The following is a 12,484-nucleotide window of genomic DNA, read 5'->3' on the forward strand; positions in this document are numbered from 1 at the left end:
TATAGCACGCGCATTCGATTTACGGCCGGGGTTCACCGCCTTCACCCGAAGGAGTGGCGGGGCTAGGGTCGGCGTCATGACTGATCACGTGCGTGACCTGGCGTCTGTACGAGACGCGACGGAACGGCTGCTCACCGCAGCGGCCAAGCTGGACAACGCGGCTGTGACCGAACCGTCACGGCTTCCCGGCTGGAGCCGCGGTCATGTGCTCGCCCATCTCGCCCGCAACGCGGACGCCCTGGTGAACGTCCTGGAGGGCCGTCCCATGTACGTCTCCGCCGAGGCCCGGGACGCCGACATCGAGCGGGACACCCCGCGCCCCCTCGCCGCCCAGCTCGCCGACGTCCGGGACAGCGCCGCCCGTTTCCAGGAACTGGGGGACGTGCCCGCCGACTGGTCGCGCACGGTGGAGCTGCGCAACGGCGTGACCGACTCCGCGTCCCGGGTGCCGTTCCGGCGCTGGGCCGAGGTCGAGCTGCACCACGTCGACCTCGGCATCGGCTACGAGCTGGAGGACCTTTCGGCCGAGTTCTCGGAGCGGGAGATCGACTTCCTCGCCGACCGGTTCGCGGGCCACCCCGGCGTCCCGCCCACACGTCTGACGGACGGCACGCGCGCGTGGAGCACGGGCCGGGCCCCGGAGGCGGACCGGGGGGCGGGCGACGCCCTGATCACCGTCACGGGCTCCCCGGCCGGCCTGCTCGGCTGGCTCGCGGGGCGCCGGGACGGCTCCGGCCTGACCGTCGAGGGCGGGCCGCTGCCGTCGCTGCCCCCGTTGTAGCGGCGCCGATGCCCTGCTCGCCGTACCTCTGCCGCCCTAGACTGACCGGCATGACGTACAGCGGACAGGTGACGGTCGGTGGCCCGGCGGACGTGCACGAGCTCAAGGACCTGATGATCACCAAGATCGCGGTGGGCCCGATGGACAACAACGCCTATCTGCTGCGCTGCCGGGCCACCGACGAGCAGTTGCTGATCGACGCGGCCAACGACGCGCGCACGCTGCTCGGCATGATCGGTGACGACGGCATCGCGTCCGTCGTCACCACGCACCAGCACGGCGACCACTGGCAGGCCCTCGCCGAGGTCGTCGCGGCCACGGGCGCCCGCACCCATGCGGGCCGCGACGACGCCGACGGCATCCCCGTGCCGACCGACGTCCTCGTCGACGACGGCGACGTCATCCGGGTGGGTCGCGTGGAGCTCACCGCGCGCCACCTCGTCGGGCACACGCCGGGTTCCATCGCCCTGGTCTACGACGACCCGCACGGGCATCCGCACGTCTTCACGGGCGACTGCCTCTTCCCGGGCGGCGTGGGCAACACCCGCAAGGATCCAGAGGCGTTCGCGCGTCTGATCCACGACGTCGAGACGAAGATCTTCGACACGCTCCCGGACGAGACCTGGGTCTACCCGGGCCACGGCAACGACACCACGCTCGGCGCGGAGCGGCCGCACCTGCCGGAGTGGCACGCGCGCGGGTGGTGAGATTCCGGACGTCGACGGGGGTCTCGTGCGTCCACCGGGGTTTCCGGAAGTCCATCGGGGGCTCGTACGTCCCACGGCGCCCCGGACGTCCACAGCGGCCCCGCGTTCCCCGGAGAGCGGAGCGTCCGTAGGGGCTTCGTGCGTCAAACGGCGACCCGGACGTCCACAGCGGGCCTCGCATTCACCGAAGACTCGGACGTCCAGAGCGGCCCCGCACGTCCACCGGCGGGCCCCGGACGCCCGCAGGCGCCCAGGAAGTCCACAGCGGTCCCGGAATCCCGCCGAGGCGCGAACTTCAGGACGCGCGCCCCGTGTGAATCCTCTGCACACGCGGGTCGCCCGCGCGCGCTCCCCGGGCGCGTGGTTGCGCGGTCAACTGGTAGCAGCCCCGCGCGGGACGACGGCAGCCGCGCGGAATGGGCCGCCGGTCCTCGATCCCCGCCCTCGGCCGGCGGCCCGGGCAACCCGTGCCGGCCGCGCTGCGCGCGGCCGGCTATGCGTCGGCCTGTGCCGCCCCGGCCAGCGCCGCGACCCGCTCGACCCCGAACACGTACCCCTGGACACCGCACCCCGCGATGACCCCGTCGGCGCGCAGCGAGACGTACGAGTGGTGCCGGAACGACTCCCGCTGGTGGGTGTTGGAGATGTGTACCTCCAACACAGGCATCCCGTCGCAGGTGTTGAGCGCATCCAGGATCGCGACGGACGTGTGCGAGTAGGCGCCGGGGTTGATGACGATCCCGCAGTGGCTGAGCCGTGCCTCGTGGATCCAGTCGACCAGCTCACCCTCGTGGTTGGACTGCCGGAAATCCACGGTGCCACCGTGCGCGGCGGCCGCCTTGGCGCACAGGGCCTCGACATCGGCGAGGGTGTCGGAGCCGTAGATCTCCGGCTGGCGTTGCCCGAGAAGGTTCAGGTTGGGCCCGTTGAGGATCATGATCGGGGCGCTGGCCAGGGTGCGGGGCACGGTTCCTCCGGTCCGGTCGGGGTCGGGCGGCCCGCGGGGACCGCCGCTCAGACCCGGTTTATCACGATGCGCCGGCAGCGATGCCCCTCGTAACCTCCCCTCATGACCACACCCGAGTACCCTCCCAAGCCGTCACCCGGCGACCGGATCGCCGTGATATCGCCCTCCGCCGGGCTGCCGGGGCTCTTCCCGCTCCCCTACGAGCTGGGCCTGGAGCGGCTGCGCAAGGAGTACGGCCTCGAACCGGTGGAGTACCCGGCGACTCGCAGGATGGGCTCGACACCCCAGGAACGGGCCGGCGACATCCATGCCGCCTTCGCCGACCCGGACATCAAGGCGGTCATCGCCTCGATCGGCGGCGACGACCAGATCACCGTCCTGCCGCTGCTGGACCGGGAGTTGATCCGGTCCCACCCGAAGCCCTTCTTCGGCATGAGCGACAACACCAACCTGCTCGCCTTCCTGCGCAACTGCGGCATCGTCGGCTATCACGGGGCGTCCGTGATGTGCGAGCTGGGCCGTCCGGGCGCCCTGCACCCCCAGACCGCCGAGTCCGTGCGTGCGGCGCTGTTCACGTCCGGCCCGTACGAACTGCGGCCCGCCGAGCGCTGGCGTGACGTCAGCCGCGACTGGGCGGACCCGGCGACCTTCGACGCCGAACCCGAGACCCGGCCCGGCGACGGCTGGACCTGGATCAACGCCGACCGCGTCGTGGAGGGCCGCGGCTGGGGCGGCTGCCTGGAGATCGTAGGCCGGCTGCTGATGGCCGACCGCGAGATCGCGCCCGATCTGTCGGAGTACGACGGCGGGGTGCTGTTCCTGGAGACCTCCGAAGAGATGCCGAGCGCCACGGAGGTCTACAGCACGCTCCGGAACATGGGTGAGCGCGGGCTCCTGCGGCGCTTCCCCGCGCTGCTGATGGGCCGCCCCAAGACGTGGTCCTTCGACCGTCCCAACACCCCGGAGGAGGGGGCGCGTTACGCCGCCGATCAGCGCGATGCCGTACTGCGCGCGCTGCGGGCGTACGCCCCCGACACCCTGGTCGTCTTCGACGTGGACCTCGGGCACACCGATCCCCAACTCGTCATCCCCTACGGAGGCCTGATCAGCGTCGACGGTCCCGCCCGGCGCATCACCGTCACCTACTGAGACACGCCCGCACCTCCGCGCGCCCCCGTAACCGGCCGTCACCGTGGGTAGTTGACGCGGCATGCAAGACGTACGCTCCGTAAGGGCACCTTCCATGCTGCGGCTCGCGGCCGCCTCGCTCGCCGGGACGGCCATCGAGTTCTACGACTTCTTCGTCTACGGGACCGCGGCGGCCCTCGTCCTCGGGCCGCTGTTCTTTCCGACGTTCTCGCCGCTGGCCGGGACGCTGGCCGCCTTCGCGACGTTCGGCGTCGGCTTCGTGGCGCGGCCGCTGGGCTCCGTGCTGTTCGGGCACATCGGGGACCGGCACGGACGCCGGCCGGTCCTCGTCGGCTCGCTGTTGCTCACCGGCGCGTCGACGGTCGCCGTCGGCTGTGTACCCACGTACGACTCGATCGGTGTGGCCGCTCCCCTGCTGCTGCTCGCTCTGCGGTTTCTGCAAGGCCTCGGGCTCGGTGGCGAGTGGGGCGGGGCCGTCCTGCTGACCGCGGAGCATGCCCCGGCCGACCGGCGTGGGCTGTGGTCGAGCTTTCCGCAGATGGGCCCGCCGGTGGGCTTCGTGCTGGCGAACGGCGCGGTGCTGACGCTGTCGGCGACGCTGAGCGACGCCCAGTTCGCCGCGTGGGGGTGGCGGGTGCCGTTCTGGGCCGCCGGCGTGCTGGCCCTGGTGGGGCTGTGGCTGCGCTCGTCGCTCACCGAGAGCCCCAGTTTCCTGGGCATCGACGACTACGCGCGCGTGCCGCTCGCCGAGGTCGTGCGCGACCATTGGCGACTGGTGCTGCTGACCGCCGGAGCGCTGGCCGTCGGCTACGCGATCTTCTACGCCGTGACCACCTGGTCCCTCGCGTACGCGACAGAACGGCTCGGAGTGAGCCGTACCGTCATGCTGACCTGCATCATGGCCGCCGTCGTGATGAAGGGCGCGCTGACGCCGGTGGCGGCGACGCTCGGCGACCGGTACGGGCGGCGGCCACTGTGCCTGATCGGGTGCGCGGCGGCCGCCCTGTGGATGTTCCCGATGGTCGCCCTGCTCGCGACGGGCGCCCCACTGCTGATCTTCCTCGGCTTCCTGGTCGCGCTGGTCGCGTTCGTCACGATGTTCGGGGTGATCGCCGCGTATCTGCCGGAGCTGTACGAGCCCCGCGTGCGCTGCACGGGTGCCGCGGTCGGCTACAACCTCGGCGGCGTGCTCGGAGGGGCGCTGACCCCGATCGCGGCGACGGCACTGGCCGAACAGGGCGGCCGGGTGCCATGGGGCGTGGGCGCCTATCTGACCGGCCTCGCACTGCTGAGTCTTGGATGCTTCGCGCTGCTTCCGGAGACGCGGCCGACGGGCGTGCGTGCCGCGGAGGCGGAGGTCGCGGCCGGCTGATCCCGGGGGCCGGCGCCGGGCGATCAGACCCTCACGGGTTGACCGCCAGCTCCAGATACGCCGCCAGGATCACCAGGTGGACGCCTCCCTGGAGCGGGGTCGCCCGGCCCGGCACCACCGTCAAGGAGGCGACCACGACGGTCAGCGCGAGGAGCACCATGTGGGTGGCGCCGAGGCCCAGGATGAGTGGTCCGGAGAGCCAGATGGATGCCAGGGCCACGGCGGGGATGGTCAGGCCGATGCTGGCCATGGCGGAGCCGAGCGCGAGGTTGAGGCTGGTCTGCACGCGGTCGCGGCGCGCGGCGCGCAGTGCGGCGATGGTTTCCGGGAGCAGCACCAGCAGCGCGATGATCACACCGACGACGGCGTGGTCCATGCCGGCGGCCGAGACTCCCGACTCGATCGTCGGCGACACGCCCTTCGCCAGGCCGACCACGCCGACCAGCGCGAGCAACAGCAGTGCGAGGCTGATCGAGGCGGTGCGGGTGGACGGGGCGGCGGCGTGGTCGTCCACCGTGATCACCTCGCCCTTGTGGGTGATGGGGAGGAAGTAGTCGCGGTGCCTGACGGTCTGGGTCGCCACGAACAGGCCGTAGAGGATCAGTGAGGACACCGCGGCGAAGGTGAGCTGCACGGTCGAGAACTGCGGGCCGGGCTTGCTGGTGGTGAACGTCGGCAGCACCAGGCTGAGCGTGGCCAGCGTGGCGACCGTCGCGAGGGCGGCGCCGGTGCCCTCGGGGTTGAAGACGGCCGTGCGGTGGCGCAGGGAGGCCACCAGAAGGCTGATGCCGACGATGCCGTTGCACGTGATCATCACCGCGGCGAAGACCGTGTCCCGGGCCAGGGAGGCGCTCTTGTCTCCGCCGTCGACCATGAGGGCGACGATCAGCGCCACTTCGATGACCGTGACGGCGACGGCGAGGATGAGGGAGCCGAAGGGTTCGCCGACCCGGTGGGCGACGACCTCGGCGTGGTGCACGGCGGAGAGGACCGCGCCCGCCAGGACGACCGTCATCAGCACGACGACGCCGGCCGGCACGTCCCGGCCCCAGGTGAGGACGAGCAGGACCGCCGCCAGCACCGGCACCAGGGACGTCCATCCATGGGCGAGTGACCTGAGCCTGGCGATCATGCGGAGATCGTCCCAGACGGGGTCGGACCCCGCATTCCGGCCGGGCGGAAGCCGACGGGCGCGGGACGCCGGCGTCATGGCTCACGGGCGCGAGCCGCGGGAGCGGTGCCCGGCGGGTCGCCGGGCACCGCTCCCGATGGTGTCGCTGCGGCTGCCGCAGTCAGACGTCGATGCTGTCCTTCGGAGCACCTTCGCCGCGCCCCTCGGCCTCGGCCGCCGCCTGCTTGCGGGAGGCCGTCAGGCTCGTGATCGTGGTGACGATCAGGACGGTGCAGATCACGCCGAGGGAGACCGGGATGCTGATCTCCGGAACGTGGACCCCGGACTCGTGCAGGGCGTGCAGCACCAGCTTGACGCCGATGAAGCCGAGGATGATCGACAGGCCGTACGACAGGTGGACCAGCTTCTTCAGCAGGCCACCGATGAGGAAGTACAGCTGCCTCAGGCCCATCAGCGCGAAGGCGTTGGCGGTGAAGACGATGTACGGGTCCTGCGTGAGACCGAAGATCGCCGGAATGGAGTCGAGCGCGAACAGGACGTCCGTGGTGCCGATGGCGAGCATCACGACCAGCATCGGGGTCATGACCCGCTTGCCGTTCTCCTGGATCCACAGCTTGGTGCCGTGGTAGCGGTCGGCCACGCCGAAGCGGCGCTCGGCGGCCTTGAGGAGCTTGTTCTCCTCGTACTCCTCGTCCTCCTCCTCGGCCCGGGCCTCCTTGATCAGCTTCCAGGCGGTCCAGATGAGGAACGCACCGAAGATGTAGAACACCCAGGAGAAGCTGGCGATGATCGCGGCACCCGCGGCGATGAAGATCGCACGCAGCACCAGGGCTATGAGCACACCGACGAGGAGCACCCGCTGCTGGTACTGCGAGGGCACGGCGAACTTCGCCATGATCAGGACGAAGACGAAGAGGTTGTCGACGCTCAGCGACTTCTCGGTGATGAATCCGGCGAAGAACTCACCGGCGGGCTGTCCCCCGCCGAAGAGCAGAAGGCCGAGGCCGAAGAGTCCGGCCAGGGCGATCCAGACGACGGTCCAGATCCCGGCTTCCTTGATCGATACGTCGTGGGGCTTGCGCCCGATGAAGAAGTCGACCGCGATGAGCGCGGCAAGTCCCACGATGGTCAGGACCCATAGGGTCGGGGAAACATCCACTGCGCCTCCGGCAGTACGTAACGGCGAACAGGCAGGTCAGCGTCGTCGCTGCCGGAGGTCTCTTCCACCCATAAGTGGGCCGACGCCCCGGGATCTGGCCTGATCCGTATTGACGGGGACGCCGCAGTAGTCAGGGAGTACTCCCCTCCGCACGGAAGAGAGTACCCCCATCACCAAGGAAAGGTAAAGCGCTTGGCAAAGTAAAGGCAAAATAAAAGCCAAGTGCCCTGGTCAGATGGGCTTTACCGATGCTTGGGACGGGCGGCGGCGACCTGGTCGAGCACCTGCTGGAGCACTCGGCTCCCGGGCGGCACCAGCGACGGCTCGTAGGTCCAGGCATGCCCCACCCACGGGTCGGCGAGGTGGTCGTCGGGCACCGGCGTCAGGCGCAGCAGCGAGCGCCACAGGGGGTCGAGCAACGGCCCGTAGGCCGTGGCGTCCTCCCGGTCGGCGACCATCATCAGATGGACGCCGACGGCCGGGCCCTCGTCGGCCAGGTAGCGCAGCTGCGTGACGGCCCGGTCGTCGAAACCGTGCGGGAAGTCGTTGACCACCACCAGGTTCTGGGAGGTGTCGAAGCCCGGCGGGAGAGCGTCGGCCGCACCGCCACGGACCGCCATCTGCACCAGGTCGACCCGCCCGGTCAGCGTGCCCAGGACGTCCGCCACCCCTGCCGCACCGATCGCGGGCGGGGCCGCGAGCACCCCGCTCTGCACCAGCGGGACCAGCGTCTGCGCGCCCGAGCCGGCCGGGTCGATGACATAGACGGTGAACTCGCCCGTCGGGTGCACCGCGAGCAGCCGCGCCACATGCGCCACCGCCGACTCCATCGCCAGGCGACGCAGGTCGTGCGCGTCGTGGAACAGGCCGTCGGAGGACCCGGCACGTCCGCTGTCGATCCACAGGCCTCGTTCCAGCGGCAGCCGGACCAGCATCGGGATCCGCAGCTCGGCGGACTCCGGCAGATGCAGGTCGCCCAGGCGAAGCGCCATGGGCATCTCCATCGGTACGCGGTAGCCGTGCCAGACGGGGTTGTCCCAGCGGGCGTACGCCGGTGGCAGTGCCGGTTCGACCACGTCGGTCTCGGCGGCGAGCTGGGCGACGTCACGGTCGAAGGCCTGCCTGGCCTCGTCCACCAGCCGGCTGTGCCTGGCACGGGCCGCCTCGCGCGCGGCGTCGGCCTGTCCGCCGATGCGGCTGCGCGGGTCGGACAGGACCGCCTCCAGCTCCTTGTCCATCCGCGACTCGGCGAAGTCGACGGCGCTGCGGTAGGCGGCGGCGGTGCGGGCCAGGTCCTCGAACATGCCCCACACCTGGTTGTAGAGCCGCTCGTCCATGGACCAGCCGGTCGCGTCGCCCGCGACGGGCCGGGCGGGCCCGCCGGTCGCCGTCGCAGGAGCGGCCGGCGGGGGCGGGGGCGGCGCAGAGTTCCGGCGGCGCGGGTGGTTGTAGTCGATCGGGCCGCCCGCGGGCACCGACGGCTGGGTGAGGGCGGACGGGCCGGTCTGGTCCGGGGTGGACGGGTCGGTGGGACCGGTACCTGCGGGGTAGCCCGTGTGTGCCGCCGTGGTGCCCTGGGGTGACTGCGCGCCGTAGGGCGTCCCGGCGTGGTCCGAACCAGGCGCCGGTGCGGCGGCCTGGCGGGCGCGGTCGGCGTCGGCCGTACGGGGCGGCGGCGTCGCCACCGAGCGGGCAAGGCCCTGGGCCACCGCGTCGTTGATGGCGCCGGCGAGCTGCTGGGCCTGGGGCAGGCCCTGGTCGGCGAAGAGTTCGGCGAGACCGCCGGCGTAACCCTGGCCGACGGCACGCACCTTCCAGGCGTCCTGGCGGCGGTAGAGCTCCAGGGCGACGACGGCCGTCTCGGCTTCGAGACCGGTGAGGGTGAAGCTGGCGAGCTCGGTGCCGTCCAGCCCGGTGACCGCGACGAAGGGAGCGGCCACGGCACCGAAGCGGGACGGCCCCCCGGCGCCGGTGGGCAGCGCGAGCAGCACATGGACGCGATGCACGGTGTCCGGCATGGCGTCCAGGTCCACCGCGAGCCGATGGGCCGCGGCGGCCTGGCGGGGAACCTCCAGGCCGGACAGGGTGGGTGCGCCCGGGTGGGCGACCCGCTCCGTGTCCCGGACCTTGCCCTGCTCGTCGCTGAGCGTGGCCACGGCCACGATCGGCTTGCCGGCCGAGACCCTGATTTCCAGGCGGGCCTGGGAGAGCGGATGGTTCTGCCCCCGCACCAGCTCGGCCGTCATCGCCTCAATCCCCCTGTGTGCCTGTTGTCGTCGTGTGCCGCTCGCCCGGGGCCCGCCGTCTCAGAGGAGCGGCAGGATGGAGGGCATCAGGTCCTGGAAGGTGCGGCCGTTGGCCGGGGTACCCAGGGCCGTCATGGACCAGCCCGTCCCCACGCGGTGCACCTTCGCCATGATCTGCGCCGTGTAGGCGCCGCCACCGGCGAGCGTGTAGCGGGCGAGTTCCTGGCCGTTGGTCTCGTCCACGAGGCGGCAGAAGGCGTTCTGCACCTCCTGGAAGGTCTGGCCCGTGAAGGAGTTCACGGTGAAGACGATCTGATCGATGTGGACCGGGAGACGCTGCAGGTCGACGAGGATCGCCTCGTCGTCGCCGCCCTGGCCGACGCCGCCGACGAGGTTGTCGCCGGTGTGGCGCACCGAGCCGTCGTCGCTCACCAGGTGGCGGAAGAAGACGACGTCGACCGGCTGCTTGTCCGCGAACAGGACGGCGGAGGCGTCAAGGTCGATCTCCCGCGTGCGCGAGCCGAACAGGCCGCGCCGCGGGGCCGCCTGCCAGCCGAGACCCATGCGCACCGCCGTCAGGCTGCCGCCGTCGTTCTTCTGCAGACTGATGGCCTGACCCTTGGTCATGTTGACGGTCACGCGCTGATTCCCCTCTCGAGCGTTCCCCTGTTGCCGCGAAGCCGCGGATGACGAGCACCTTACGCAGGGGCACTGACAGCGACGTACTCCGGACCGCACTTTGTGTCGGTCTTGCAACACAGCGCAGTCCCGGGGTGGTCTCAGCGGTCCCGCCGGCCCGTCAGGCCAGGCCGGCCTCCTTCATCTGACGCAGTTCCTTCTTCATCTCGGACACCTCGTCGCGCAGCCGCGCCGCGATCTCGAACTGCAGGTCGGCGGCGGCGGCGCGCATGCGCTCCGTCAGCTCCTCGATCTGCCCGGAGAGTTCCGCGGCCGGGCGATCGGTCGGGACGGTTTCCTTGGCCTTGCCCTTGGCGCGCTTGGCCGTCTTGGTGTCCGTGACCGCGTGTTCCTTGAGGGAGGGCACGGGAGCCCTGGTGCCGCGGCCGTCCTTGCGGGACTGGCGGTAGCCCGTGCCGAGCAGTTGCTCGGTGTCGACGTCCTCGCGCGCGATCTGCGCGACGATGTCATTGATCTTCTTGCGCAGCGGCTGCGGGTCGATGCCGTTCGCCGTGTTGTACGCGATCTGCTTCTCCCGGCGGCGGTTGGTCTCATCGATGGCCTTCTCCATCGCCGGGGTGATCTTGTCGGCGTACATGTGGACCTGACCGGAGACGTTGCGCGCCGCGCGGCCGATCGTCTGGATCAGCGAGGTGCCGGAGCGCAGGAAGCCCTCCTTGTCGGCGTCGAGGATCGCCACCAGGGAGACCTCGGGGAGGTCGAGGCCCTCCCTGAGGAGGTTGATGCCGATCAGGACGTCGAACTCGCCGGAGCGCAGTTCCCGCAGGAGCTCGACGCGGCGCAGCGTGTCGACGTCGCTGTGCAGGTACCGGACGTGGATGCCGAGTTCCAGGAAGTAGTCCGTGAGGTCCTCGGCCATCTTCTTGGTCAGCGTGGTGACCAGGACGCGTTCGTCCTTCTCCACGCGCGTGCGGATCTCGTGCACCAGATCGTCGATCTGGCCCTCGGTGGGCTTGACCACGACCTCCGGGTCGACCAGGCCGGTGGGCCGGATGATCTGCTCGACGACGCCGTCGGAGCGGGACAGCTCGTACTGCCCGGGGGTGGCCGAGAGGTAGACGGTCTGGCCGATGCGCTGCTGGAACTCCTCCCACTTCAGCGGCCGGTTGTCGAGGGCCGAGGGCAGCCGGAACCCGTGGTCGACGAGGGTGCGCTTGCGGGAGGCGTCGCCCTCGTACATGGCGCCGATCTGCGGCACCGTGACGTGCGACTCGTCGATGACGAGCAGGAAGTCCTCGGGGAAGTAGTCCAGCAGCGTGTTGGGCGCGGAGCCGGGCAGGCGGCCGTCGAAGTGCATCGAGTAGTTCTCCACGCCCGAGCACGTGCCGATCTGGCGGAGCATCTCGATGTCGTACGTCGTGCGCATCCGCAGGCGCTGGGCCTCCAGGAGCTTGCCCTGCTTCTCCAGCTCGCCCAGCCGCTCCCCCAGCTCCTTCTCGATGTCGTTGACGGCCCGCTCCATGCGCTCGGGGCCGGCGATGTAGTGGGAGGCGGGGAAGACGTACAGCTGCTGGTCGTCGCTGATGATCTCGCCCGTGAGCGGGTGCAGGGTGGACAGCGCCTCGATCTCGTCGCCGAACATCTCGATACGGACGGCGAGCTCCTCGTAGACCGGGAAGATCTCGATGGTGTCGCCGCGGACCCGGAAGGTGCCCCGGGTGAAGGCCATGTCGTTGCGCGTGTACTGGATGTCGACGAATCGGCGCAGCAGCTCGTCCCGGTCGATCTCTTCGCCGACGCGCAGCGGCACCATGCGGTCGACGTACTCCTGCGGCGTACCGAGGCCGTAGATGCAGGACACGGAGGCGACCACGATGACGTCGCGGCGGGTGAGCAGCGAGTTGGTCGCCGAGTGGCGCAGGCGCTCGACCTCCTCGTTGATCGAGGAGTCCTTCTCGATGTAGGTGTCCGACTGCGGAACGTACGCCTCGGGCTGGTAGTAGTCGTAGTACGAGACGAAGTACTCGACGGCGTTGTTCGGCAGGAGCTCGCGGAACTCGTTCGCCAGCTGGGCGGCCAGCGTCTTGTTCGGGGCCATCACCAGGGTGGGGCGCTGGAGCTTCTCGATCATCCACGCGGTGGTGGCGGACTTGCCGGTACCGGTCGCGCCGAGCAGCACGACGTCCTTCTCGCCGGCTTCGATGCGCCGGGCGAGGTCGGCGATGGCCGTCGGCTGGTCGCCGTTCGGCTGGTAGGGGCTGACGACCTCGAAGGGCGCCACCGTGCGTTCGATGCTGGAAACGGGCCGCATGTCATCAACCGTACGACCCCG

10 protein-coding genes are annotated in these 12,484 nt (G+C 70.6%); 4 read left to right on the forward strand and 6 right to left on the reverse strand.

Annotated elements, in window-relative coordinates; genetic code table 11:
• The first annotated feature begins 76 nt into the window (after positions 1 to 76).
• Together ACIHCM_RS31485 and ACIHCM_RS31490 are read left to right on the forward strand one after the other, a co-directional pair.
• Positions 77 to 781, forward strand: a complete 705-nt coding sequence (locus tag ACIHCM_RS31485; protein WP_399903328.1) for a maleylpyruvate isomerase family mycothiol-dependent enzyme — start codon at positions 77 to 79, stop codon at positions 779 to 781.
• Between the two features lie 50 nt (positions 782 to 831).
• Entirely contained in the window at positions 832 to 1,488 is a 657-nt protein-coding gene (locus ACIHCM_RS31490) for an MBL fold metallo-hydrolase (protein WP_399903331.1), read from the forward strand.
• A gap of 493 nt (positions 1,489 to 1,981) precedes the next feature.
• On the opposite strand, the gene aroQ is transcribed toward ACIHCM_RS31490, so the two are convergent.
• Entirely contained in the window at positions 1,982 to 2,455 is a 474-nt protein-coding gene (gene aroQ / locus ACIHCM_RS31495; RefSeq protein WP_399903333.1) for a type II 3-dehydroquinate dehydratase, read from the reverse strand.
• Positions 2,456 to 2,557: 102 nt separating this feature from the next.
• On the opposite strand from aroQ, the gene ACIHCM_RS31500 reads away from it, so the two are divergent.
• A complete protein-coding gene (locus tag ACIHCM_RS31500) occupies positions 2,558 to 3,604 on the forward strand; it encodes a S66 peptidase family protein (RefSeq protein ID WP_399903336.1) in 1,047 nt (348 codons plus the stop codon).
• A 94-nt stretch (positions 3,605 to 3,698) separates the two neighbouring features.
• Positions 3,699 to 4,976 carry an MFS transporter gene (locus ACIHCM_RS31505; RefSeq protein WP_399903339.1) on the forward strand — a complete coding sequence of 426 codons (1,278 nt, stop codon included), beginning with the start codon at positions 3,699 to 3,701 and terminating at the stop codon, positions 4,974 to 4,976.
• A gap of 31 nt (positions 4,977 to 5,007) precedes the next feature.
• On the opposite strand, the gene ACIHCM_RS31510 is transcribed toward ACIHCM_RS31505, so the two are convergent.
• The 5 genes from ACIHCM_RS31510 to uvrB all read right to left on the reverse strand — a co-directional run bounded on the left by ACIHCM_RS31510 (position 5,008) and on the right by uvrB (position 12,463).
• Positions 5,008 to 6,108, reverse strand: a complete 1,101-nt coding sequence (locus ACIHCM_RS31510; RefSeq protein WP_399903342.1) for a calcium:proton antiporter — start codon at positions 6,106 to 6,108, stop codon at positions 5,008 to 5,010.
• A 160-nt stretch (positions 6,109 to 6,268) separates the two neighbouring features.
• Complete coding sequence (locus ACIHCM_RS31515; protein WP_399903345.1) at positions 6,269 to 7,267, reverse strand: TerC/Alx family metal homeostasis membrane protein; 999 nt, start codon at positions 7,265 to 7,267, stop codon at positions 6,269 to 6,271.
• A gap of 242 nt (positions 7,268 to 7,509) precedes the next feature.
• Positions 7,510 to 9,513: a TerD family protein gene (locus tag ACIHCM_RS31520; protein ID WP_399903348.1), complete on the reverse strand. Its 2,004-nt coding sequence runs from the start codon at positions 9,511 to 9,513 to the stop codon at positions 7,510 to 7,512.
• Between the two features lie 60 nt (positions 9,514 to 9,573).
• A complete protein-coding gene (locus ACIHCM_RS31525; RefSeq protein ID WP_086172259.1) occupies positions 9,574 to 10,152 on the reverse strand; it encodes a TerD family protein in 579 nt (192 codons plus the stop codon).
• A gap of 160 nt (positions 10,153 to 10,312) precedes the next feature.
• Positions 10,313 to 12,463, reverse strand: a complete 2,151-nt coding sequence (gene uvrB, locus ACIHCM_RS31530; RefSeq protein WP_399903352.1) for an excinuclease ABC subunit UvrB — start codon at positions 12,461 to 12,463, stop codon at positions 10,313 to 10,315.
• Positions 12,464 to 12,484: the final 21 nt, after the last annotated feature.

Origin of the sequence: Streptomyces sp. NPDC052023 (assembly GCF_044548465.1) — a bacterium.
Classification (GTDB): Bacteria; Actinomycetota; Actinomycetes; order Streptomycetales; family Streptomycetaceae; genus Streptomyces.